Genomic DNA, 24,402 nt, shown 5'->3' with positions numbered 1-24,402 from the left:
GCGCCGTACAGGGCACGTTCCCGTTCCACCAGCAGCGGCATCTCCTCCGAGACGGTCACCAGGTCCCGCAACGGGTAGCGGGCCAGCACCGCGTCCACCTCCGGCGTCAACGCCGCCGCCAGACGGGAGGCGGCGGGCCTCGACTCGTCGCGCAGGGCGTCGACGACGGCGAGGACGGTGGCGCGCAGGCCGTCCGCCGTGGGCACCCCGGCTGCGGCGCGTTCGTGCAGCCGCGCGCCCTCCTCCAGGACCAGGTCCGTGTCGATGCCGGCGGGGACCTTGATCTGTGCGTGGTGCCGCCAGGTGGTGACCGGATCGCCCCAGGCCTCCACGGTGAACGTCCACCGGCCGGGCGCCCCGGCCGTGACGGTGGCGCCCCAGCGGTCGGTGCCGGGGGACAGTTCCCGCATCGGCGTCCAGGGACCCCGCCGCCCTTCGGGATCCCTGAGTACGACATTGGCGGCGACGGCGTCGTGTCCCTCGCGGAACACGGTGGCCGACACCTCGAACTCCTCGCCGGTCACCGCCTTGGCGGGGCGGCGTCCGCGCTGGACGACGGGGCGGACGTCGAGGACCGGTATGCGCCCGACAGCGGTGTCGTCGCCCGCGAAGGGTGGCTCCGGGGCCGGCGGACCGGCGTCGGCGGGGCGCCCGGGGAAGGTCTCGTGGCCTCGGGTGCTGGGTGTCGGGGGTGCTGACGAGTGGTGCGTGGCTGGCATCACCGCTCCTGTCCGCGTCAACGTGGGTGGGCGGATGGCATGTGGGAGATGGGTCATGCGTGAGGTGCCTGCGGGGTGTTCCGCAGGCAGCCTTCCCACCCTATTCGGGTGAGCAATCCGGCACTTTGTTAACTACTCACGCGTATGTCTACACACAAGACCGGCCTCGTCCGAGAGGGTTGGAGCAGATGGCGTGAGTGTGCCCTCAAGAGGCCGGTACACGCCGGAGTTCCTCCGGTGAGCCGGTGCTCTGACCGGAGACATTGCCGTGCGCCGCGCCCACGGCGAACGCGCTCCCCAACGGGCCGTCCCGTGCGCCCCGTTCGCCGTATACGCGTGGCGTGGACCGTTACGGCCCTGGGCAGCCTCTCGTGCGGGGTGCGGCGTCCAAGGGTGCCCGGGGGGCGGAATCGGCCATATCGTCCGAAGTGGGCAGAGGGGGATCGCGGCGATTTCCGGACGAACTGCCGGGTGCCACTCCCAGCGGAGGCGGTGTCCGCGCCGGTACCGTTTCCCGTCAGACGACGAGACCGCCCCCGGCGGTCTCTTCCACAACCGCCGAGGTGGAATGTGAAGGCGATCCGTCGGTTCACCGTCCGTCCCGTACTCCCCGAACCCCTTGCGCCCCTGAGCGATCTCGCCCGCAACCTCCGCTGGTCCTGGCACCCCGAGACCCGTGACCTCTTCCAGTCCGTCGACCCCGAACGCTGGGCCGCCTCGGACGGCGATCCCGTACTGCTGCTGGGCAGCGTGGCGCCGGAGCGGCTCGCGGAACTGGCCGGTGACCGCCGCTTCCTGCGCCGCCTCACCACGGTCGCGGCCGACCTGCACGACTACGTCACCGGCGACCGCTGGTACCAGACCCAGCCGAACTCCGCCGAACTGCCCGCCGCCGTCGCCTACTTCTCCCCCGAGTTCGGCATCACGGCCGCGCTGCCCCAGTACTCCGGCGGCCTCGGCATCCTCGCCGGCGACCACCTGAAGGCGGCCAGCGACCTCGGCGTCCCGCTGATCGGCGTCGGTCTGCTCTACCGGCACGGCTACTTCCGGCAGACCCTCTCCCGGGACGGCTGGCAGCAGGAGCACTATCCCGTCCTCGACCCCAACGAACTTCCGCTCGTCCTGCTCGACGAGGCCGACGGCACCCCCGCGCAGGTCGCCCTCGCGCTGCCCGGCGGGCGGTCGCTGCGCGCCCGGATCTGGCTGGCCCAGGTCGGCCGGATCCCGCTGCTGCTGCTCGACTCCGACGTGGAGGACAACGACCCCCACGAACGCGGGGTGACCGACCGGCTCTACGGCGGCGGCAGCGAGCACCGGCTGCTCCAGGAGATGCTGCTCGGCATAGGAGGTGTGCGGGCGGTGCGGACGTACTGCCGGCTCACCGGGCATCCCGCGCCCGAGGTGTTCCACACCAACGAGGGCCACGCGGGCTTCCTCGGCCTGGAGCGGATCGCCGAGCTGTGCGACGGGGGGCTGGAGTTCGACGCGGCGCTGGAGGCGGTGCGCGCCGGGACGGTGTTCACCACCCACACGCCCGTCCCGGCCGGGATCGACCGCTTCGACCGGGAGCTGGTCGCCCGCCACTTCGGCAGCGACGCCGAACTGCCCCGCATCGACGTCGAGCGCGTCCTGAACCTGGGCATGGAGACCTACCCCGGCGGGGAGCCCAACCTGTTCAACATGGCCGTGATGGGCCTGCGCCTCGCCCAGCGCGCCAACGGGGTCTCCCTGCTGCACGGCGACGTCAGCCGGGGCATGTTCGCGGGGCTCTGGCCGGGCTTCGACCCCGACGAGGTGCCGATCACCTCCGTCACCAACGGGGTGCACGCGCCCACCTGGGTGGCGCCGGAGGTGTTCCGGCTCGGCGCGCGGCAGATCGGCGCCCAGCGCACCGAGGACGCGCTGTCGGTGGGCGGCTCCGAGCGCTGGGACGCCGTCGCCGACATCCCCGACCAGGACATCTGGGACCTCCGGCGGGACCTGCGCGAACAGCTCGTCGTGGAGGTACGGCGACGGCTGCGGGCCTCCTGGCGGCAGCGCGGCGCCGGGACCGCCGAGCTGGGCTGGATCGACGGGGTGCTCGACCCGGACGTCCTGACCATCGGGTTCGCGCGGCGTGTCCCCTCGTACAAGCGGCTGACGCTGATGCTGCGCGACCGGGACCGGCTGATGGAGCTGCTGCTGCACCCCGAACGGCCGGTGCAGATCGTCGTCGCGGGCAAGGCGCACCCGGCGGACGACAGCGGCAAGCGGCTCGTCCAGGAACTGGTCCGCTTCGCCGACGACCCGCGGGTGCGGCACCGGATCGTCTTCCTGCCCGACTACGGCATGGCCATGGCGCAGAAGCTCTACCCCGGCTGCGACATCTGGCTGAACAACCCGCTCAGGCCGCTGGAGGCGTGCGGGACGAGCGGGATGAAGGCCGCGCTCAACGGCTGCCTCAACCTGTCCGTCCTGGACGGCTGGTGGGACGAGTGGTTCCAGCCCGACTTCGGCTGGGCGATCCCCACCGCCGACGGCGCGGCCACCGACGCGGACCGGCGCGACGACATAGAGGCCGCGGCGCTGTACGACCTGCTGGAGCAGCGGGTGACCCCGCGCTTCTACGAGCGCGGGGCGACCGGGCTGCCGGACCGGTGGATCGAGATGGTCCGCCAGACGCTCAGCCTGCTCGGCCCCAAGGTGCTCGCGGGCCGCATGGTCCGCGAGTACGTGGAGCGGCTGTACGCCCCCGCCGCCCGCGCCCACCGGGCCGCCGGCCCGGACTCCGCGCGCGAACTGGCCAACTGGAAGGCCCGGGTGCGCGCGGCCTGGCCGCGGGTCACCGTCGACCACGTGGAGACCTCGGCGACCGCCGCCACCGCCGAACTCGGCACCACGCTCACCCTCCGGGTGCGCGTCGGCCTCGGCGACCTGGGCCCGGACGACGTGGAGGTGCAGGCGGTCTCCGGCCGCGTCGACTCCGAGGACCGCATCGCCGACGCGACGACGGTCGCCCTGAAGGCCGCGGGCGGTCCCGACCTGGAGGGCCGCTGGGCCTACGAGGGCCCCCTCGCCCTCGACCGCACCGGCCCCTACGGCTACACGGTCCGCATCCTCCCCGCCCACCGCCTGCTGGCCTCGCCCACGGAGGTCGGTCTGGTGGCGGTGCCTTCGGAGGAGGTGGCGGAGGGGGCCGGGGTGCTGATGCGGTGAGGTGCGCCGGTCCGGGGTGCGGCTCAGTCCTGTGCGTGCGGGGCGCACAGGCGGCGCAGGACCTTGCCGCAGCGGTGGGCGTAGGCGTGCTGGAAGCCGCGGTTGGCGGGGCCGCCCGCGCGGGTGTACCACTTCGCCGGGCGGCTGAAGGCCCGTACGGTCAGCCAGACCGTGCCGTCGCCGGTGCGTTCCACGACGAATGCCTCCTCCCCGCACTCGGGGTGGCCGTCCAGCGTGCCGTACGCCCATCCCGAGCGGCGGTACTCGTCCACCGTCCACACCACCCGGCAGGGCGCCTTCACCACCCCGGCGAGCCGGACGGTGACGTCGACGCCGGGGGCCGCGCGGTCGGCGCCGGTGTCCATGGTGACGCCCATCGTGCGGTGCAGCTCCCAGGTGCCCAGGGCCTCGGCGGCCCGCCGGAACACCGCCTCGCCCTCGCCGATGCGGGTGCGCACGTGCAGCCGGTGGAACCCGGGCGGACAGAAGTCCGGCTCCCGGGTCGCGCCGACGTCCTCGTAGGTGAACTCCGCCCCAGCCATGGGACCCAAGCGTACGGCGGCAGCCGGAGCCCGGTGGCTCCGGCTGCCGCTGGGACGCGCTGCGGTGGAGGGTTTACGGGAACGTCAGCTTCCAGCTGTTGATGTAGCCCGTGTCGTAGCGCGCCTGGTCCTGCACCCGCAGTCGCCAGGTGCCGTTGGCGGTCTCGGAGGACGCGTCGACCGTGTAGGTCTCCTGGACGTTGTCCGCCGAGTCGGAGGAGGAGAAGTTCTTCAGCCGGTACGCGGTGCCGTCCGGCGCGAGCAGGTCGATCACCAGGTCACCGCGCCAGGTGTGCACGATGTCGACGGTGACCCGGAGGTTCGCGGGAGCGTTGCCCGCCCGGCCGGTCACGGCGATCGCGGAGGTCACCGCGGCGCCGTTGTCGGGGATGGACACGTCGGCGGTGTTCTCGAAGGACGTGCCGGTCTCGTCGCCGCCACCGGAGCGGGCGCCGACGTTCACGCCCGCCCAGGCGTCCTGCACCGCCTTGTACTCGGTGCTCGTGGTGCCGTACAGCTCACCGGCGACCGCGAGGGTGCCGGTGCGGGCGGCGGCGTAGTTGGTGGTGGAGGTGAACTTCGTGGTGAGCGCCTTGAACCAGATCTGCTCCGCCTTGGCGCGGCCGATGCCGGTCACCGGCAGACCGTCGGAGGTGGGGGAGTTGTAGGTGACACCGTTGATGGTCTTGGTGCCGCTGCCCTCGCTGAGCAGGTAGAAGAAGTGGTTCGCGGGTCCCGAGGAGTAGTGCACGTCGATCGAGCCGATCCCGGAGTACCAGCTGTCCTTGGACGAGCCGTCCCTGCTGGGCTGGTCCATGTAGCGCAGCGGGGTGCCGTTGCCCCGGATGTCGATCTCCTCGCCGATGAGGTAGTCGCCGACGTCGGAGGAGTTGGCGGCGTAGAACTCGACGGCGGTGCCGAGGATGTCCGAGGTGGCCTCGTTCAGGCCGCCGGACTCGCCGCTGTAGACCAGCCCCGCGGTGTTGGAGGTCAGCCCGTGGGTCATCTCGTGCCCGGCCACGTCGATCGAGGTGAGTGGGTTGGAGTTGCTCGCGCCGTCGCCGTAGGTCATGCAGAAGCAGCTGTCGGACCAGAAGGCGTTGACGTAGTTGTTGCCGTAGTGGACCCGCGAGTAGGCGCCGACGCCGTCGCCGCGTATGCCGTTGCGGGCGTGCACGTTCTTGTAGTAGTCCCAGGTCAGCGCGGCGCCGTAGTGCGCGTCGGCGGCGGCCGACTCCGCGTTGGCGGGGGTGCCGTCGCCCCAGACGTCGTCGGCGCCGGAGAAGAGGGTGCCGGTGCCGGAGGTGCCGCGGTTGAGGTTGTAGGTGCGGTGGTTGCCGCGGGCGCCGTCGGTGAGGTTGTACGTCGACCCGGACTGGGTGGTGGTGAGCGGGACCGTGCCGCTGTAGACGGTGTGGCCGGTGCCGGTCTCGACGGCCTCCCACTCGTACAGCTTCTCGCCGCTGACGGCGTCGGTGACGACGTGCAGTTCCTGCGGGGTGCCGTCGTGCTGGAAGCCGCCGACGACGGTCTCGTAGGCGAGGACCGGTGTGCCGTCGGCCGCCCAGACGACCTTGCGGGCCTCGCGGCTGACGTCGGGACTCTTGGCGTCCTCGGCCTCCGCCGCGGCCAGGGCCTGCCGTTCGGCGTGCGCGGCGCCGACCTCCGGGGTCAGGGTGGGCACCTTGAGGGCGGCCCGGGTGGCGCGGGTGACGTTCTCGACGGCGCCGGACGCGGAGGTGGCGACGACCAGGTCACCGCCGAGGACGGGCAGACCGGCGTAGGTGCGCTCGTAGCGGGTGTGCAGGGTCCCGTCGCGGTCCTTGACGATGTCCTTGACGACGAGCTTCTCCTTGGCGCCGAGGCCGATCTCGGCGGCGGTCCCGGTGGTGTCCGCACCGGCCTCGCGCAGCAGCGCGGCGCGCTGGGCGGGGGTGAGCTTGACGGGCAGGGCGCCCGGGTCGGCCTTGCCCGCGACCGGCCGGGCCTGACCGGCCTGCTCCGGGGCGGCGGTGGCGGCGCCCGACTGGACGGCCGTGGCGACCAGGGCGGCGACACCGGCCAGCGCCACGGCGGCGGCGCGGCGGCGTGGGGTGCGGGAGGGGGTGGGTCTGTGGGGGTGGCTGCTCACACTGACTCCTTCTGCGTGACCGCGGGTCGCGCGGCCATGGGGAGACCGGACGGCGGGTCGGCCGTCCGGGCAGAACAGGTGGTGCCTGGGGTGCGGGGCCGTGGGAAGCGTGACAGGAGAGCGCGGTTTCTGTCAGGAGCGCGTCAATAGAATGGCCGGATGTGGTCCGTTGACCGGGAGTTCACGTTCGATAAACGGACCGGTTCCCGGGCGGCAGGGGCGGCCAGGGCGTCTGGCCGTGTCCGGCTAGGGCGTGTCCCCGTGCCACGTCCGCCACAGCCGCGCGTACGCCCCGTCCGCCGCCACCAGCTCCTCGTGCGTGCCCAGCTCGGTCAGCCGGCCGTCCTCCATCACCGCCACCCGGTCCGCGTCGTGCGCGGTGTGCAGCCGGTGCGCGATCGCGATGACCGTACGGCCCTGGAGTACGGCGGCGAGGGCGCGCTCGGTGTGCCGGGCGGTCGCCGGGTCGAGCAGCGCGGTCGCCTCGTCGAGGATCAGCGTGTGCGGGTCGGCCAGCACGACCCGGGCCAGGGCGAGCTGTTGCGCCTGCGAACCGTCCGCGCCCTGGGCGCCCGTGCCCAGCTCGGCGTCCAGGCCGCCCGGCAGCTCCCGCACCCAGCCGTCCGCGCCGACCGCGGCGAGCGCCGCCCACAACCGCTCGTCCGTGGCGGCCGGTTCGGCGATCCGGAGGTTGTCGCGGACCGTGCCGAGGAAGACATGGTGCTCCTGGGTGACCAGCACCACCTGGCGGCGCAGCTGCTCCGGGCCGAGCGCGGCCACCGGCACCCCGCCCACCGTCACCGACCCCTCTGTCGGCGCGTCCACTCCCGCCAGCAGCCTGCTCAGCGTCGTCTTGCCCGCGCCGGACGGGCCGACCACCGCCAGCCGCTCCCCGGGCCGCACCGTCAGATCGACCCCGCGCAGCACCTCACCGCCCCGGTCGTAGGCGAACCGCGCCCCGGTCACATCGATCCGGTCACCGGCGGGAACGAGCCCTTCCGTGCCGGCCGGCCGGTCCACCGCCGCCAGCCCCTCCACCCGGGCGAAGGAGGCGGAACTGGCCTGCAACTGCTCCACGCGGATCAGCAGTTGGTCGAGCGGTTCCGTCAGCTGCCGCAGGTACAGCGCGGCCGTCACCACCGCGCCCAGGCTCAGCGCGCCCTCCGTGTACCGCCAGCCGCCGAACATCAGCACCCCGGCGACGGGCAGCACGTAACTGAAGTCCACCGCCGGGAAGAACACACTGCGCAGCCAGAGCGTGTGCAGCCGGGTGCGACGGGCCGCCTCCAGGGCGTCCCCACCGGCCGCCGTCCGCCGCTCCCGCAGCCCGAACGCCTCCACCGTGCGGGCGCCCGCCGCGGTCGCCGCGACGATCTCCGCGACATCGGAGGTGGCCGCGCCCTCGGCGAGATAGGCGGTCCGCGCCCGGCGCAGGTACCAGCGCACCGACAGCCACACGGGCGCGAGGGTGACCGCGGCGACCGCGCCCAGCAGCGGGTCCACCACCACGACCGCGGCGAGCAGGAACAGCACCTGCACACCGGAGACCAGCAGTTCGGGCCCGGCGTCCCGCAGGGTGGTGCCCACGGCGGCCACGTCCGCGGTGCCGCGTGCCGTCAGGTCCCCGGTACCGGCCCGCTCCACCACCGACGCGGGCAGCCCCAGCGCCCGCCCGACGAACCCCTCCCGGATCCGCGCCAGCGTCCGTTCCCCGAACCGGTGCCCCGCGTACCGCGCCCAGCGCGCCAGCAGCAACTGCGCCAGCGCACAGCCGACGATGACGAGCGCCAGCCGGTCCACGGTGGCCACCCCGGCCCCCGAGCGCACCTCGTCGATGATCCGCCCCAGCAGCCACGGCCCGGCCAGCCCGGCCCCGGCCGCCGCCGCGTTCAGCCCGAGCACCACGGCGAACCCCCGCCCGTCGGCGCGCACCAGCCGCCCGGTCGCCCGCCGCACCTCCTCCCGCGAGGCGACGGGCAGCCGCCCGTCGGAGCCGGTCATGACAGGTTCTCCTCAGGGGTGGTGTCGGTGTCGGGGCCGGTTCCGCTGTCGGTGCCCCGGGCAGGGAGGGGCCGGTGGCTGGTTCCGCCCGGCCGGTCCGGGGCCCGCCGCAGCGCTCCTCGCCCGGCGACCGGCAGCTCTCCGTGGCAGCCGGTCACGGCAGAGCCTCCTCGGCGTCGGGGTCCGCGTCCCGGGCCACCAGGGAGCGGTACGCGGGGTCGTAGGACAGCAGGCCCTGGTGGGTGCCGTGGGCGACGGCCTTTCCGTCGACCAGGTGGTACACCACGTCCGCCTGGTCCAGCACCAGCGGCGAGGTCGTGGTGACGACGGTCGTACGGCCCGCCCGCGCCGCCCGCAGCCGCTGGGCCACCGCCGCCTCCGTGTGGGCGTCCAGCGCGGACGTCGGCTCCACCGCGAGCAGGACCTCCGCCTCCGCCAGCAGCGCCCGCACCAGCCGCACCCGCTGCCGCTGGCCCCCGGAGAGATTGCGGCCCTGCGCGTCGATCCGCGAGTCCAGGCCGTCCGGCAGCCCCTGCACGATGTCGTCGGCGACCGCCGCGCGCACCGCCCGCGCGATCGCCGCGTCGTCCGGTCGCCGCCGTCCGCTCACCACCTCCCGCAGCGTGCCCGCGAACAGGTCGGCCTCGTGGTCCGCGACCAGGATCCGGTCCCGGACCTGCGGCAGCGCGATGTCGTCCAACCGCTCCCCGCCCCAGGTGGCGTCCGACGGCACGAACCGCCCGAGCCGGTCGACCACCGCCGCCGCGTCCGCCGGGCGCGCGCAGGCCAGCGCGGTCAGCCGCCCCGGCAGCACCCGCACCCCCGACGCCGGGTCGTACAGCGCGGCCGGTTCCGTGGGGGCGTCCCGCACCCCGGTGTCCGCGAGCGGCTCAAGACCCAGGAACCGTACGACCCGCCGCGCCGCCACCAGACCCCGGCTGACCTGGTTGCCGAACTCCAGGAAGTACGCCACCGGCACCACCAGCACCGCCACGTACCCGTACACCGACACCAGCTCGCCCACCGTGATGTCGCCCCGCACCACCAGCCGCGCCGCCAGCCAGGTCACCACCGCCAGGAAGACCGTCGGCAGCCCGAGCCCCAGCGCCTGGATCCAGCTGGTCACCGCGCCCACCCGGTAGCCCTCGGCGCGCAGCCGCCCCGAGTCCCGGTCGAACGCCTCGGCCACCAGCCGCTTGCCGCCGAGCCCGTTCAGCACCCGCAGACCGCCCGCGAGGTCCCCGATCCGCGCCGTCAGCATGCTCTGCCGCTCCCGGTACGCCGACTCAACCCCCTGCAACCGCCCCATCAACGGCCCGACCAGCACCCCGATCACCGGCACCCCCAGCAGCACCACCACGGCCAGCAGCGGCGACACCGCCAGCAGCAACACCGCCACCAGCGCGTACGTGACGACCGCGCCCACCCCCGGCCCGATCACCGTCAGCGCGGTGGCGATGGTCTGCACATCGCCCACCCCGATCGTGACGACCTCCCCGGCCGCGACCTGCCGCCGCAGCGAGGCCCCCAGCCGCACCGACTGCGCGAGCACCACCTTCACCGTGCGGAAGTTGGCGTCCATCCGGACCCGGGTCATCGTGCGGTGCCGCGTGATGTCCAGCCAGGAGATCACCATCCCCGCCACCACCAGCACCGTCACCCAGCCCGCCAGCACCCCCAGCGCGCCCGGTTCCAGCCCTTCGTCGATCGCCCGCGCCATCAGGTACGGCACCAGCGCCGCGGTCGCCAGCGACACCGTCCCCTGCACCGCCGCGGCCACCGACCGGCCCGCCTGCGCCCGCACCAGCCACCACAGATACCGCCCGCCGCCGCGCCGGTCCGGGGTACCGGGGTCCCCGTACGCGTCGATGCCCGGCCGCCACCACCGGGCGCTCACGCCAGACTGTCCCGCCACGCCCGGTGCAGATCCGCGAAGCGGCCCGCCCCGCCGATCAGTTCGGCCGGGGTGCCGTCCTCGACGACCCGGCCGTGCTCCATGACCAGCACCCGGTCCGCGATCTCGACGGTGGACAGCCGGTGCGCGATGACGACCGCCGTACGCCCCTTCAGCACCGTCGCCATCGCCCGCTGCACCGCCCGCTCCCCGGGGACGTCCAGCGAACTCGTCGCCTCGTCCAGGATCAGCACCGCCGGATCGGCGAGCAGCGCCCGCGCGAACGCCACCAGCTGCCGCTGACCGGCCGAGATACGGCCACCCCGCTTGCGTACGTCCGTGTCGTAGCCGTCCGGCAGCGCGGCGATGAAGTCATGCGCGCCGATCGCCCTCGCCGCCTCCTCGATCTCCTCGCGGGACGCCTCCGGGCGGCCGATAGCGATGTTCTCGGCGACCGTGCCGGAGAACAGGAACGCCTCCTGCGTCACCATCACCACCCCGCGCCGCAGCTCCGGCACCGGCAGCTCGCGCAGGTCGACGCCGTCCAGCAGCACCCGGCCCTCGGTGGGGTCGTAGAAGCGGGCGAGCAGCTTCGCCAGCGTCGACTTGCCCGCACCGGTCGAACCGACCACCGCGACCGTCTGTCCGGCCGGAAGGGTCAGGTCGAAGCGGGGCAGCACCTCACCGCCGGTGCGGTACGCGAACCGCACCCCGTCGAAGACGACCTCCCGCCCCGGCCCGTCCGACCGGCGCTCCGGCAGTTCCCCGGGTGCCGACGGCTCCGGCACCGACGGCGTCTGTGCGAGCAGGCCCGCGATCTTCTCCAGCGAGGCCGCCGCCGACTGGGCGGAGTTCAGGAACATGCCGAGCCGGTCGATCGGGTCGTACAGCCGCCGCAGGTAGAGCACCGCCGCCGCCAGCACACCCAGCGCCAGCGTGCCGTCCGCCACCCGGTACGCGCCCCACAGCACGATGCCCGCGACGGCCGTGTTGGCGACCAGCCGGGAGCCCACCACATAGCGGGCCATCTCCAGCAGCGCGTCGCCGTTGGACCGCTCGTGCCGCCGGTTCAGCACCCGGAAGTCGGCGTCGTTGGCGGCCTCCCGGCGGAACGCGCGCACCGGACGGATGCCGTTCATCGTCTCCACGAACTTCACGATCACCGACGCGATCGCCGTCGACCGCACCTGGTACACCTGCCGCGCCCGCCGCTGGTAGAGCCGCACCAGCCCGTACAACGGCACGAACGACGCCACCGCGACCGCGCCGAGGCCCAGGTCCAGCCAGAGCAGCAGCGCCGCGATGTACACGAAGGACAGGATGACGGTGACCAGTTCCTGGAGGCCCTCGTCCAGCAGCTCGCGCAGCGACTCCATGTCCGTGGTGGAACGGGAGATCAGCCTGCCCGAGGTGTACCGCTCGTGGAAGTCGACGCTGAGTGCCTGCGCGTGCCGGAAGATCCGGCCGCGCAGATCCAGCAGCACGTCCTGGTTCACCCGCGCCGCCGCCACGATGAAGCCGTACTGCAACCCGCCCGACGCCAGCGCGCACAGCAGATAGCCGACGCCGACCGCCACCAGCGGCCCCAGGTCGTCGGCGCGGAACGCCGGTACGGCATGGTCGATGGCGTACGCCACCAGCAGCGGGCCCGCCTGCACGGCCGCCTGCTGGAGCAGCAGCAGGAGTGTCGTGAACGCCACCCGGGCCTTCATCGGCGCGAGCAGCGAACGCAGCAGCGCGCCGGTGGCGCCGGGCGGCGTGGGCAGCACATCCCGGTCGAAGGGATCGCCGGAGGTGTCAGCGGCGCGGGGCCGGTCCTCGTCCTCCTCCGCCGTGACGGGCGGGGACGTCGTGGGGGCCGTCATCGGTCGTCGTCCTCCCCGGACATCAGATGGGCGTACTCGGCGTTGCCGTGCAGCAGTTCGTGGTGGGTGCCCACGGCGGCGATCCGGCCGCCGGACAGCAGCGCCACCCGGTCGGCGAGCAGCACCGTCGACGGGCGGTGCGCCACGATCAGGGCGGTGGTGTCCGCGAGCACCTGCCGCAGCGCCGCCTCCACGGCGGCCTCCGTGTGCACGTCCAGCGCGGACAGCGGGTCGTCGAGGACGAGGAACTCCGGCTGTCCCACGACCGCCCGCGCGAGCGCGAGGCGCTGCCGCTGGCCGCCGGACAGGCTCAGACCCTGCTCACCGACCTGGGTGTCCGTCCCCTGCGGCAACGCGTGCGCGAACTCGGCCTGCGCGACGGCGAGCGCCCGCTCCAGCTCACCCGCACCCGCGCCGTCCCGGGCCCCCATGAGGACGTTCTCCCCGATGCTGGCGGAGAAGAGGGTGGGTTCCTCGAACGCGACGGCGACCTTCTCGCGAAGCTCCTCGCGGCTCATGTCCCTGATGTCGACACCGTTGAGGGTGATCCGCCCCGAGGTCACCTCATGCAGCCGCGGCAGCAGCGCGGTGAGCGTCGTCTTCCCGCTGCCGGTGGCCCCGACGAGCGCCATGGACTCCCCGGGCCGGATGTGCAGATCGATGTGGTGAAGGACCGGCGGAGAGTCGGGCGGAGCATCCGGATACCGAAAACTGACGTCGTGGAAACGGAGCCCGGCTTCCGCTGAGCCGGACGCCCCCGCACCGGCAACCCCGCTGTCCTCGACCCCCTCGTCCATCACCTCGAAGTACCGCTCCGTGGCCGTCGCCGCCTCCTGACTCATCGCCAGCAGGAACCCGATCGAGTCCACAGGCCACCGAAGAGCGAGCGCCGTCGACAGGACGGCGACCAACGTCCCGGCGGACAGCCCCCCGTCCGCCACCATCACCACGCCCACCACCAGAGCCGCCCCGATGGCAAGCTCCGGCAGCGTGATGATGACCCCCCAGATCGCCGCCAGCAGCCGCGCCTTGCGCAGCTCGGTCCCCCGCAGCGTCCGGGACAGCTCACGGAACGCCCGCGCCTGACTGCGGTGCCGCCCGAAGCCCTTGATGATCCGGATGCCGAGCACGCTCTCCTCGACGACCGTCGTGAGGTCCCCGACCTGGTCCTGCGCCCGCCGCGCCACGACGGCGTACCGCTTCTCGAAGACCGCGCAGGTGACCATCACCGGCACCGCGGGCACGAGGACGACCAGCCCGAGCACCCAGTCCTGCGCCAGCATGATGATCACGCCGACGAGGATGGTGACCCCGTTGACCAGCAGGAACGTCAGCGGAAAAGCGAGGAACATCCGCAGCAGCATCAGATCCGTGGTCCCCCGGGACAGCAGCTGCCCCGAGGCCCACCGGTCGTGGAAGGCGACCGGCAGCCGTTGCAGATGCCGGTACAGATCCGCCCGCATCTCCGCCTCGACGCCCGCCAGCGGCCGTGCGACGAGCCACCGCCGCAGCCCGAACAGCAGCGCCTCGGCGATGCCGAGCAGCAGCAGGTACAGCGCCCCGAGCCACACCCCCGCCGGGTCCCGGTCGGCGACCGGCCCGTCCACGATCCACTTCAGCACGAGCGGGATCACCAGCCCCGTGCAGGAGGCGACGATGGCGATGAACGCGGCGGTGAACAGCCGCGCCCGCACGGGGCGGACGTACGGCCACAGGCGCAGGAGGGTGCGGACGGCGTGCCGGTCGGAGCGGTCGCTGGGGGAGGCAGGTGTCGTGGGCATCAGGGGCGAGCCTACGGTTTGCCACTGACACTGCCCACCGAGTTTCCGGGCGTCCGCAGGTCACCCGGCACACGCGGGCTCACGCGGGGTTCCGCAGCTCACTCCGAGACCCGCAGCAGCAGCACGGTCCGCGCCGGCACGGTCACCTCCGCCCCCGCCGCGAACTCCACGCCCGGCGCCTCCCCCTGCTCCTCCCGCGAGGTGTCCACGACCACCTCGTACCGCTGTGCCCACGGCGGCCCCGGCAGGACGAAGTCCACCGGCGCCTCCCCGGCGTGCAGCACGGCGAGGAAGCTGTCGTCGCAGACCGGCGCCCCGCGTTCGTCGCGACCCGGGATGTCCCGCCCGGAGAGGTACATGCCCAGCGTCGCCGCGGGCGCGTACCAGTCGCCCTCGGTCATCTCCGTGCCCCACGCGGTGAACCAGGCCAGGTCCCGCAGCCCGTCGGCCGAGTGCGCCCGCCCGGAGAAGAAGGCGCGGCGGCGCAGCACGGGGTGGCGGTGGCGCAGCGCGATCAGCCGGGAGGTGAGGTCGCACAGGGCCCGCCAGCCGGGCTCGGCCAGCAGTTCCCAGTCCACCCAGCTGATCTCGTTGTCCTGGCAGTAGGCGTTGTTGTTGCCGCGCTGGGTGCGGCCCATCTCGTCACCGGCGACCAGCATCGGCACGCCCGTCGACAGCAGCAGCGTCGTCAGCAGGTTCCGCAGCTGCCGCCGCCGCAGCGCCCGTATCCGCTCGTCGTCGGTCTCGCCCTCGGCGCCGCAGTTGGCCGAGCGGTTGTCGTCGGAGCCGTCCCGGTTCCCCTCGCCGTTGGCCTCGTTGTGCTTGCGCTCGTACGACACCAGGTCGCGCAGGGTGAAGCCGTCGTGCGCGGTGACGAAGTTGACCGACGCGTACGGCCGCCGCCCGCCCCAGGCGTACAGGTCGCTGGAGCCGGAGAGCCGGTAGCCCATCTCCCGTACGTCGGGCAGCGCGTGCCGCCAGAAGTCCCGCACGGCGTCGCGGTAGCGGTCGTTCCACTCCGTCCACAGCGGCGGGAAGGCGCCCACCTGGTAGCCGCCGGAGCCCACGTCCCAGGGCTCGGCGATCAGCTTCACCCGGCGCAGCACCGGGTCCTGGGCGATGACGGCGAGGAAGGGGGAGAGCATGTCGACGTCGTGCATGGAGCGGGCCAGCGCCGCCGCCAGGTCGAAGCGGAAGCCGTCCACGCCCATCTCGGTCACCCAGTAGCGCAGCGAGTCGGTGATGAGGCGCAGGACGTGCGGCTGGACGACGTGCAGGGTGTTCCCGCAGCCGGTGTAGTCGGCGTAACGGCGGGCGTCCGCCTGGAGCCGGTAGTAGCCGCGGTTGTCGATGCCCTTCAGGGAGAGCGTCGGGCCCAGTTCGCCCGCCTCGGCGGTGTGGTTGTAGACCACGTCGAGGACGACCTCGATCCCGGCGGCGTGCAGCGCGCGCACCATCCGCTTGAACTCGCCGACCTGCTGGCCCGCCGTGCCGGTGGCGGCGTAGGCGGCGTGCGGGGCGAAGTAGCCGATGGAGTTGTAGCCCCAGTAGTTGCGCAGGCCACGGCGGAGGAGATGGTCCTCGTGCGCGAACTGGTGCACCGGCAGCAGTTCGACGGCCGTCACACCGAGCCGCGTCAGGTGCTCTATGGCCGCCGGGTGCGCGAGTCCGGCGTAGGTGCCGCGCAGCTCCTCGGGGATGCCGGGATGCAGTTTGGTGAAGCCGCGCACGTGCAGTTCGTAGATGACCGAGTCCGCCCACGGCGTCTTCGGGCGGCGGTCGTCGGCCCAGTCGTCGTCATCGTGGACGACGACACCCTTGGGGACGTACGGCGCCGAGTCCCGCTCGTCGCGGACGGTGTCGGCGATGTGCTGCTGGGGCCAGTCCCGGACGTGCCCGTACACCTGTGGCGGCAGTCCGCAGGCCGCGTAGTCGCCGTCCACCGCGCGCGCGTACGGGTCGAGCAGCAGCTTCGCGGGGTTCCAGCGGGCGCCGGTCCACGGGTCCCAGCGGCCGTGCACCCGGTAGCCGTACCGCTGTCCGGGCGCCACCCCGGGCACGAAGCCGTGCCAGATCTCGTGCGTCAGCTCGGTCAGCGGCAGCCGCCGCTCGGCGCCGTCCGCGTCGAACAGGCACAGCTCGACGGCCTCCGCGCCGCCCGCCCACAGCGCGAAGTTGGTGCCCGCCACCCCGTCCGGGCCCACCCGGTAGCGGGAGCCCAGCGGCATCGGCGCACCCGGCCACACCGGCCCGGCGGCGGACGGCGCCGGGTGCCGTGCGCCGTTCACCACGGCGGCCGGACGCCCGCCCGCCGTGGCGTGTTCTCCGGTCGCCGTCTCCTGCTCGGCTGCGCTCGACACCTGTCGGCCTCCCGCGGCTCGTGGGCACGACACCGCGAGGAGCCGTCGGCGCCCCGTCCGCGGCTCCCCACGCATCGTCCTCCCCCTGTTCTGCCCAGCGCGTGGCTCGCACTCACGTTTCCCCAGGGCGGGGCGCGTCGTTGGGTTCGTTTGTGAGGCACGAACATGGGCGCGCGCGACGCGCGAGGGCCGCACTGGCCGCCGTAGTGACATGGGCAGGACTGCTCGCCGGGACCGCATGCACCGCCGACGGCGGGCCCCCCGGGATCGGCGCGCTCGGCGCGCCCCGCGCGGCGGAGGACGTCATCCGCGTCACGCCCCGCGACGGCAGCGAGGATGTGCGCCCCGAGGAGAAACTGCTGGTCCGCATCCCCAGCGGCCGTCTGGAGTCGGTCGAGGTCACCCGGTCCCAGGACGCCCGCCAGACCCCGGTGCCGGGCCGGATCTCCGACGACGGGCTGCGCTGGGAGCCCACCGAGGAACGGCTGTCGCTGGCCGCCGAGTACACCGTCGACGTGGTCGCCCTCGACGGCCACGGACGCCGCTCGGCCCGCCACACCACCTTCGCCACCCAGGTGCCCGAGGAGCGCTTCATCGGCTACGTCACCCCGGAGAACCGGGCCACCGTCGGCACCGGAATGATCGTCTCGCTGGAGTTCAACCGGGAGATCGTCAACCGCGCGGCCGTCGAACGCGCCGTCCGCGTGAGCGCGCGGCCGGCGGTCGAGATCCGCGCCCACTGGTTCGGCGACGACCGTCTCGACTTCCGCCCCGAGAAGTACTGGCGGCCCGGCACGCGCGTGACGGTCGACCTGCGCCTGCGGGACGTCGAGGGCGCGCCCGGTGTCTACGGCCTCCAGTACCGGACGTTCACCTTCACCGTCGGCCGCGACCAGGTCTCGGTCGTCGACGCCGCCGAGCACACCATGGAGGTGCGCCGCGAGGGCGAACTCCTCGGCACCGTCCCCATCACCGCGGGCGCCCCCAGCACCACCACGTACAACGGCAAGATGGTGGTCACCGAGATGCTGGAGATGACCCGCATGAACGGCGCCACGGTCGGCTTCAAGAAGAAGGACGGCAAGGGCGAGTACGACATCCCGGACGTCCCGCACGCGATGCGGCTCACCGAGTCCGGCACCTTCCTGCACGGCAACTACTGGGCGCCCGCCGAGGTGTTCGGCGAGTCCAACGTCAGCCACGGCTGCATCGGCCTGCGCGACGACAAGGGTGGCGGCTCCGACACCCCGGCGGGCTGGTTCTTCGACCGCAGCCTCGTCGGGGACGTGGTGGAGGTCGTGGGCAGCGCGGACCGGACGGTGGCTCCCGACAACGGGCTCGGCGGCTGGAACATGGCCTGGCCGCAGTGGAAGGCGGGCAGCGCCCTGAAGTGACCTCCGGTCACCCTCGCACCGGGCCCCCGGAACTCGGTACGGAACGGTGACAAACGCGCGACGTCAACCCCTGTGAGCATGTGGTTAATATGCGCGGACGCGCGAGTCGCGCGAGACGCGCCGCGTGTACGGCGCTGGGGAACGGGCCCGTTCGGGCCCGCGAGGGCCCCTGTCACGGGCCCGCGGAGGGGAGAACAACTTGAACGTGCGACCGATATCGGGGGCGTCGGTTGACGCGCGCGGGGGGCGTGGCGGCGGGCGGCGCAGGGGGCTGCTGGCGCTGCTGCTGGGCGTGCTGCTGCTGGCCGTCACCGCATGCGGCGGCGGGGGATCGGGCCCGGGGTCCGGGTCCGACTCCGCGAACGGCGGCGGCAAGGGCAAGAACGGGGACTCGTCCAGCGCGCGCAGCGCACAGTCCGATGCGGTCGTCACCATCGCCCCCAAGAACGGCGCCGAGTCCGTCGACACCAGCGGTGACCTGTTGGTCACCGCGGCCAAGGGCAAGCTGACCGAGGTCGTCGTCAAGGACACCAAGGGCAGGAAGATCGAGGGTGAGATATCCGGGGACGGCGCCACCTGGAGGCCGTCCACCCACCTGGCCGCGTCGACGAAGTACCAGGTGCACGCGGTCGCCGAGGACTCCGAGGGCCGGGAGGCCGCCGAGGACTCGACGTTCACGACCCTGACGCCGCAGAACACGTTCATCGGCTACTTCACCCCCGAGGACGGTTCCAAGGTCGGCGTCGGCATGACCTTCTCCCTGAACTTCACCCGGGGCATCACCAACCCCGAGGACGTCGAGAAGGCCATCGAGATCAAGACCGAGCCCGCCGTCGAGGTCGAGGGCCACTGGTTCGGCAACGACCGTCTCGACTTCCGCCCCGAGAACTACTGGGAGCCCGGCACCAAGGTCACCGTCAACCTCAACCTCGACGGTGTCGAGGGCCGCGACGGCGTCTACGGCGAGCAGTCCAAGACCGTCTCCTTCACCATCGGCCGCAGCCAGGTCTCCGTCGTCGACGTCAAGAAGCTGACGATGACCGTCAAGCGCGACGGCGAGGTCGTCAGGACCATCCCCGTGACCACCGGCAAGGCGGGCATGGAGACCTGGAACGGCAAGATGGTCATCACCGAGCGGCTCCCCGTGACCCGGATGAACGGCGAGACGGTCGGCTACGGCGGCGAGTACGACATCAAGGACGTCCCGCACGCCATGCGCCTGACCACCTCCGGCACCTTCATCCACGGCAACTACTGGGGCGGCGACGCCTTCGGCAACTACAACGCCAGCCACGGCTGCATCGGCCTGCGCGACGTCCGCGGCGGCTGGGACAAGCAGGCCCCGGCCGCCTGGTTCTTCGACAACTCGCTGATCGGTGACGTGGTCGAGGTCAAGAACTCCAACGACGCCGTGGTCGCCCCGGAGAACGGGCTCAACGGCTGGAACATGTCGTGGGAGAAGTGGAAGGCGTGACGAAGGCATAACCCTCCACCGCGATCCGGCCCCGGCCCCGGCGCCCGCCCCTCTCTGTGAGGTACGGCACCGGGGCCGTTGTCGTTAGTGGCCGTTAACCTGCTGGCATGACCGTGAATCTCGAAGTCGCCGAGGGCGTCGGCACGATCCGCCTCGACCGCCCGCCCATGAACGCGCTGGACATCGCGACCCAGGACCGGCTGAAGGAACTCGCCGAGGAGGCCACGCGCCGCGACGACGTGCGCGCCGTGGTCCTCTACGGCGGGGAGAAGGTGTTCGCGGCCGGCGCGGACATCAAGGAGATGCAGGCCATGGACCACACGGCGATGGTCCTGCGCGCCCGTGGTCTCCAGGACGCCTTCACCGCCGTGGCCCGCATCCCCAAGCCCGTGGTGGCGGCCGTCACCGGCTACGCCCTGGGCGGCGGCTGCGAGCTGGCGCTCTGCGCGGACTACCGCGTCGCCGGGGAGAACGCCAAGCTGGGCCAGCCGGAGATCCTGCTCGGCCTGATCCCCGGCGCGGGCGGCACCCAGCGCCTGCCCCGGCTGATCGGCCCCTCCAAGGCCAAGGACCTCATCTTCACCGGCCGTATGGTCAAGGCCGACGAGGCGTTGACGATGGGCCTGGTCGACCGGGTGGTCCCGGCCGGGGAGGTCTACGAGGCGGCGCACGCCTGGGCGGCGCGGCTGGCGCAGGGCCCGGCGATCGCCCTGCGCGCGGCGAAGGAGGCCATCGACACCGGCCTGGAGGCCGACATCGACACCGGCCTCGCGGTGGAACGGAACTGGTTCGCGGGCCTGTTCGCCACCGAGGACCGCGAGCGCGGCATGCGCAGCTTCGTGGAGGAGGGGCCGGGCAAGGCGAAGTTCCTCTGATCCGAACTCCGCCGTTTTCCCTCTCGTTGTCTCTTGCAATTGACGCGATGTCTGATCCGGGTCCCTCGAAGGGGCGGTTTATGGAAGCCTTAAGGCAACCTTAAGTCTGCCTCGTCGAGGGAGTCCGTCCATTGCCGCCAACTGACCACTTTCCGCAGGTCAACGGGGCTGTGGAGAGCCCCGAAATGCCGCTGGCATATGCCGGACGGCTTCCTCGGAACGTCAGCCTCCGGGGGGCCTATTCGCCCGGAACGGCCACAGAGGCCCCGCTCGGCGGCCATGATGGGGTCATGGCGGGGCTGGAGGGCATCGAACAGCCACGGGGACACAGCCGTGCTGCCGCGGCGCGCTGGTCGCCCGCGGTCGAGGACGAACGAGGTCTCAAGGCACTGGAGCTGTACGGCAACCCGGCGGATGCCGAGGTCCCCCTGCCGTCCCGCCCCGAATCCGCGGCCACGGCGCGCAGGCTCGCCCAGGTCGTCGTCCTGCGCCACTGGGGCCTCACCCCGAGGATGACCGAGGACGCCGTCCTGCTCGTCTCCGAACTCGTCGGCAACGCCGTACGCCACACCGGCGCCCGGGTCTTCGGCCTCCGTATGCGCCGCCGCCGCGGCATGATCCGCGTCGAGGTCCGCGACCCCTCCCGGGGCCTCCCCTGCCTTCTCCCCGTCCAGGAACTCGACACCACCGGCCGAGGCCTCTACCTCATCGACAAACTCTCCGACCGCTGGGGCGTGGACCTGTTACCCCGAGGCAAGACGACATGGTTCGAAATGAGAGTCGTGGACCGCTGAACGACGTCGTCCCGCCGGGCGCATTCAGCCCGTCTGGGGGCGCCCCCTCTGGGGGAGTTTGAGGACGAGGCACTTTCGGGGCCGACAGGGGGGTCCGGGGGCACAGCCCCCGGGGTCGGGACGGGAAGGGGCGGCGGGGGCGAAACCACTCAAGGGGAAGCCACCCCCAAACGGCTCAATCCCCCTCAAGCCGACGTCAGATCCCTTAAATAGGGCGCATGACACCCCCGCCCCGAACCCGCACCGCCACCACCCTCCTCGCCGCGACCCTCGCCACCCTCGCCGCCGCCTGCACCACCGACCCCCGGGACCGCACACCCCCCACCACCACCGCAGCCGTCCCCGCCCCACCCGAGAAACCCCCCATCGACGGCCTCCCAGGCATGCCCCCCGTCCTCGACCCCGAGGACGTCTACGCCGCCGACCGCCCGGGCAACCTCTCCCCGGTCGTCAAGGACTTCCCGTCCCGCGTCTACGTCCCCAACTCCGAGGCCGACACCGTTACCGTCATCGACCCGAAGACGTACGAGATCATCGACACCATCCCCGTGGGCCGCCAGCCCCAGCACGTCGTCCCCTCCTGGGACCTGAAGACCCTCTGGGTGAACAACAACCGCGGCCACACCCTCACCCCCATCGATCCCAGGACGGGCAAGGCGGGCAAGCCGGTCGACGTCCACGACCCGTACAACCTCTACTTCACCCCCAACGGCAGGCACGCCGTCGTGATGGCCTCCCTCGACCGGGAACTGGTCTTCCGCGACCCGCACACCATGAAGCCCGTCAAGACCGAACCGGTCAGCTGCTACGGCGTCAACCACGCCGACTTCTCCCTCGACGGCCGCTACTTCATCGTCTCCTGCGAGTTCAGCGGCGAACTCCTGAAGGTCGACACCGAGAAGATGAAGGTCGTCGCCCAGCAGAAGCTGCCGTTCGAGGGCGCGATGCCGCAGGACGTGAAGATCTCGCCGGACGGCAAGAGGTTCTACATCGCCGACATGATGGCCGACGGCATGTGGGTCCTGGACGGCGACACCTTCGACGAGCCGACCCTGCTGCCCACGGGCAAGGGCTGCCACGGCCTCTACGTCAGCCGCGACTCGCGCGAGATGTACGTCTCCAACCGCGGCGAGGGCACCGTCTCCGTCTTCGACTTCACCCGCAACAAGCTCACCAGGAAGTGGCGCCTCCCCGACGGCGGCAGCCCCGACATGGGCGGCGTCTCCGCCGACGGCAAGGTCCTGTGGCTCTCCGGCCGCTACGACGACGAGGTCTACGCCATCGACACCCGCACCGGCGCCCAACTCGCCCGCATCCCCGTCGGCAGCGCCCCGCACGGCCTCGCCGTCTACCCCCAGCCGGGCCGCTACTCACTGGGCCACACGGGCATCTTCCGCTGAGCGGGCCCTGATACCGACCGGGACACGATCACGGGGCGACGAACAACGCCTCCGCCCCCACCGGGCGGTACCCGGCCGCCTGGAACGCCCGCAGACTGCGGGCGTTCCCCGCCGCGACCTGCGCCCACACCGGCTCACCCGCGGCCAACTGCCGCGCCGCCGTCGCCAGCGCCCGCCCCAGCCCCCGGTGCCGTACCGCCTCGTCGACCTCCACCGCGGCCTCGAGCCGCCCGCCGATCCCGCGCCCCAGCACGACCACACCTCCGTCGGCGGTCCACACCCGCACGTCGTCGCGCCGCTTGCGGGAGCTGACGACCCGGGGATGGTCCGGGTCCGCGATCTCCCGCAGCGCGAGCGAGGGCGTACCCGGCAGTGGGTCCGCGACCGTCATGACGTCGACGGTGTCGGTGCGCCGCCCGGTCCGCGCCAGGAAGGCGGCGAGGAACCGCGGGTTCATGGTCGCGGCGAGCGCGTCGCAGTCCAGCGCCCGCAAGGTGCCGTGCACCCACTCGGGGTCCTCGTCCGTGAAGACGACGGAGTGCGCGGTGAAGGCGAGCACGCCCGCGTCCCGGGGCGAGTCCTGGGCCACGACGGTCGTGCCCCCGTCGGCGGGCGGGAAGACCCCGCGCGCCGCCGCGTCCAGAATGTCCCGCAGCCCCTCCACCGCACCCCTCCCGCACCGCTTGAGTCTCCACCCACTGGAAGGCCCAGACTCCCAGACATGATCGACGACGGCACCGGACTTCTCACCATCGGCGAGCTGGCCAGGGCCACCGGACTGACCGTACGCACCATCCGCTACTGGTCCGACGAGGGCGTCCTGCCCCCGGTCGCCCGCTCCCCGGGCGGCTACCGCCTCTACGACACCGCCTCCGCCGCCCGCCTCGAACTGGTCCGCACCCTGCGCGAACTGGGCCTCGGCCTGGACGCCGTGCGCGAGGTGCTGGCCGGGGAGCGGACGGTCGCCGAGGTCGCGGCGGCGCACGTGGTGGCGCTGGACGCGCAGATCCGGTCCCTGAAGGTGACCCGCGCGGTGCTGTCGACGGTGGCGCGACGCGGTTCGACCACAGAGGAGATGACCCTGATGAACAAGCTGGCACGGCTGTCGGCCGCCGAACGGCGGCGGATCATGGAGGAGTTCGCGGCGGAGGTCTTCCACGGGGTGGACGCCACCGTGGACCCGGACGTCGAGCACCGGCTGCGGCACACCCTCGTCGACCTGCCGGACGACCCGACCCCGGAGCAGGTCGACGCCTGGGTGGAGCTGGCGGAGCTGGTGCGGGACCCGCAGTTCCGGGCGCGGATGCGTCAGATGGTGGAGTTCAACGCGCGGGGCCGGGGCCCGGACACCCCGCCGGGCGCCACGATGTGGTTCTTCAAGCGCCTGGTGGAGCTGGCCGGACGCGCCCGCGCCGAGGGCGTCGCCCCCGAAGCCCCCGAGGCCGAGCCGTTCCTCGTCGAACTCCTCGGCCCGGACGCCGACCGGGCCGCCGTACTGGAGCGTCTGGAGGCCACGTTCCACACCGAGGCCAACCGCTACCGTGAGCTGATCGCGCTGGTCAACGGCCGTGATCCGCGGCCCGCGCACGCCGAGGACTTCGCCTGGGCGGTCGCCGCACTGCGGTGGCGGACCGGCGGCTAATCTGATCACCGTCATCCAGACGGCAAGGCACGACAGAACGACAAGAGGGGCGACCGGTGGCGGACATCGAGGAAGCGCGCAAGCAGTTCGAGCGGATCGACACAGACGGGGACGGCGCCATCACCGCCGCCGAGTTCAAGACCGCTCTGGCCCAGGGCGGTGACTGGAACGTCACCGAGGCGGTCGCCGAGGCCGTCATAGCCAGCCGCGACCTCGACGGCGACAAGAAGCTGTCGTTCGACGAGTTCTGGGCGTACCTGGACAAGTGACGCGTGGGCCGAAGGGGCGCCCGGACACCTCCGGGCGCCCCTTCGCCATGTCGCTCACCCGGATGC

Annotated in this window: 17 protein-coding genes; 8 read left to right on the top strand and 9 right to left on the bottom strand. The window is 72.7% G+C overall.

Features of this window, described 5'->3' with window-relative positions; translation table 11 throughout:
• The coding region (locus tag KBY47_RS22595) for a maltotransferase domain-containing protein (protein WP_210923523.1) at positions 1–719 on the bottom strand (719 nt) is incomplete at its 3' end.
• Positions 720–1,289: 570 nt separating this feature from the next.
• Here KBY47_RS22595 and KBY47_RS22590 point away from each other — a divergent pair.
• Positions 1,290–3,914 carry a glycosyltransferase family 1 protein gene (locus KBY47_RS22590; RefSeq protein ID WP_210923522.1) on the top strand — a complete coding sequence of 875 codons (2,625 nt, stop codon included), beginning with the start codon at positions 1,290–1,292 and terminating at the stop codon, positions 3,912–3,914.
• Positions 3,915–3,937: 23 nt separating this feature from the next.
• On the opposite strand, the gene KBY47_RS22585 is transcribed toward KBY47_RS22590, so the two are convergent.
• From KBY47_RS22585 to glgX, 7 genes are all read right to left on the bottom strand, one after another.
• Positions 3,938–4,456: a DUF1990 domain-containing protein gene (locus KBY47_RS22585; protein ID WP_210923520.1), complete on the bottom strand. Its 519-nt coding sequence runs from the start codon at positions 4,454–4,456 to the stop codon at positions 3,938–3,940.
• A gap of 73 nt (positions 4,457–4,529) precedes the next feature.
• The gene (locus KBY47_RS22580) at positions 4,530–6,587 is read right to left on the bottom strand and encodes a M4 family metallopeptidase (protein WP_210923518.1); all 2,058 of its coding nucleotides are present in this window, start codon (positions 6,585–6,587) and stop codon (positions 4,530–4,532) included.
• A 246-nt stretch (positions 6,588–6,833) separates the two neighbouring features.
• Entirely contained in the window at positions 6,834–8,588 is a 1,755-nt protein-coding gene (locus KBY47_RS22575) for an ABC transporter ATP-binding protein (RefSeq protein WP_210923508.1), read from the bottom strand.
• A gap of 154 nt (positions 8,589–8,742) precedes the next feature.
• On the bottom strand, positions 8,743–10,485 hold the full coding sequence (locus KBY47_RS22570; RefSeq protein WP_308405237.1) for an ABC transporter ATP-binding protein: 1,743 nt from the start codon (positions 10,483–10,485) through the stop codon (positions 8,743–8,745).
• Positions 10,482–12,347 (bottom strand): ABC transporter ATP-binding protein, encoded by a 1,866-nt coding sequence (locus KBY47_RS22565; protein ID WP_210923506.1) that lies wholly within the window; start codon positions 12,345–12,347, stop codon positions 10,482–10,484. Before KBY47_RS22565 ends, KBY47_RS22570 begins: the two co-directional genes overlap by 4 nt.
• A complete protein-coding gene (locus KBY47_RS22560; RefSeq protein ID WP_210923497.1) occupies positions 12,344–14,128 on the bottom strand; it encodes an ABC transporter ATP-binding protein in 1,785 nt (594 codons plus the stop codon). Before KBY47_RS22560 ends, KBY47_RS22565 begins: the two co-directional genes overlap by 4 nt.
• Positions 14,129–14,226: 98 nt before the next feature.
• Positions 14,227–16,488 (bottom strand): glycogen debranching protein GlgX, encoded by a 2,262-nt coding sequence (gene glgX / locus KBY47_RS22555; RefSeq protein WP_210923496.1) that lies wholly within the window; start codon positions 16,486–16,488, stop codon positions 14,227–14,229.
• A 152-nt stretch (positions 16,489–16,640) separates the two neighbouring features.
• On the opposite strand from glgX, the gene KBY47_RS22550 reads away from it, so the two are divergent.
• The 5 genes from KBY47_RS22550 (at position 16,641) to KBY47_RS22530 (ending at position 22,425) form a co-directional block, all read left to right on the top strand.
• Positions 16,641–17,882 carry an Ig-like domain-containing protein gene (locus KBY47_RS22550; RefSeq protein ID WP_210923495.1) on the top strand — a complete coding sequence of 414 codons (1,242 nt, stop codon included), beginning with the start codon at positions 16,641–16,643 and terminating at the stop codon, positions 17,880–17,882.
• A 199-nt stretch (positions 17,883–18,081) separates the two neighbouring features.
• Positions 18,082–19,356 (top strand): Ig-like domain-containing protein, encoded by a 1,275-nt coding sequence (locus tag KBY47_RS22545; protein WP_210923494.1) that lies wholly within the window; start codon positions 18,082–18,084, stop codon positions 19,354–19,356.
• Positions 19,357–19,463: 107 nt separating this feature from the next.
• Complete coding sequence (locus KBY47_RS22540) at positions 19,464–20,231, top strand: enoyl-CoA hydratase/isomerase family protein (protein WP_210923493.1); 768 nt, start codon at positions 19,464–19,466, stop codon at positions 20,229–20,231.
• Positions 20,232–20,521: 290 nt separating this feature from the next.
• Positions 20,522–21,025: an ATP-binding protein gene (locus KBY47_RS22535; RefSeq protein ID WP_247695062.1), complete on the top strand. Its 504-nt coding sequence runs from the start codon at positions 20,522–20,524 to the stop codon at positions 21,023–21,025.
• A gap of 218 nt (positions 21,026–21,243) precedes the next feature.
• Entirely contained in the window at positions 21,244–22,425 is a 1,182-nt protein-coding gene (locus tag KBY47_RS22530; protein ID WP_210923491.1) for a YncE family protein, read from the top strand.
• Between the two features lie 28 nt (positions 22,426–22,453).
• On the opposite strand, the gene KBY47_RS22525 is transcribed toward KBY47_RS22530, so the two are convergent.
• Entirely contained in the window at positions 22,454–23,089 is a 636-nt protein-coding gene (locus KBY47_RS22525) for a GNAT family N-acetyltransferase (RefSeq protein WP_210923490.1), read from the bottom strand.
• A gap of 57 nt (positions 23,090–23,146) precedes the next feature.
• Between KBY47_RS22525 and KBY47_RS22520 the strand changes: the two genes are divergently transcribed.
• Both KBY47_RS22520 and KBY47_RS22515 read left to right on the top strand, forming a co-directional pair.
• The gene (locus KBY47_RS22520) at positions 23,147–24,067 is read left to right on the top strand and encodes a MerR family transcriptional regulator (RefSeq protein WP_210923488.1); all 921 of its coding nucleotides are present in this window, start codon (positions 23,147–23,149) and stop codon (positions 24,065–24,067) included.
• 56 nt (positions 24,068–24,123) lie between these two features.
• Positions 24,124–24,336, top strand: coding sequence for an EF-hand domain-containing protein (locus KBY47_RS22515; RefSeq protein WP_210923486.1), 213 nt, complete (start codon positions 24,124–24,126; stop codon positions 24,334–24,336).
• Positions 24,337–24,402 lie beyond the last annotated feature (66 nt).

It is taken from the genome of Streptomyces sp. B93, from assembly GCF_018070565.1.
Taxonomy (GTDB): Bacteria; Actinomycetota; Actinomycetes; order Streptomycetales; family Streptomycetaceae; genus Streptomyces.
The sequence above is the reverse complement of the archived record's forward strand: the minus strand, read 5'-3'. Positions and strand labels throughout refer to the sequence as shown.

Coding starts and splice junctions, on each gene's coding strand:
- KBY47_RS22585 (WP_210923520.1), bottom strand. CDS start 4,456: ATGGCTGGGGCGGAGTTCACCTACGAGGACGTCGGCGCGACCCGGGAG.
- KBY47_RS22575 (WP_210923508.1), bottom strand. CDS start 8,588: ATGACCGGCTCCGACGGGCGGCTGCCCGTCGCCTCGCGGGAGGAGGTG.
- KBY47_RS22565 (WP_210923506.1), bottom strand. CDS start 12,347: ATGACGGCCCCCACGACGTCCCCGCCCGTCACGGCGGAGGAGGACGAG.
- KBY47_RS22560 (WP_210923497.1), bottom strand. CDS start 14,128: ATGCCCACGACACCTGCCTCCCCCAGCGACCGCTCCGACCGGCACGCC.
- KBY47_RS22540 (WP_210923493.1), top strand. CDS start 19,464: ATGACCGTGAATCTCGAAGTCGCCGAGGGCGTCGGCACGATCCGCCTC.
- KBY47_RS22535 (WP_247695062.1), top strand. CDS start 20,522: ATGGCGGGGCTGGAGGGCATCGAACAGCCACGGGGACACAGCCGTGCT.
- KBY47_RS22530 (WP_210923491.1), top strand. CDS start 21,244: ATGACACCCCCGCCCCGAACCCGCACCGCCACCACCCTCCTCGCCGCG.
- KBY47_RS22520 (WP_210923488.1), top strand. CDS start 23,147: ATGATCGACGACGGCACCGGACTTCTCACCATCGGCGAGCTGGCCAGG.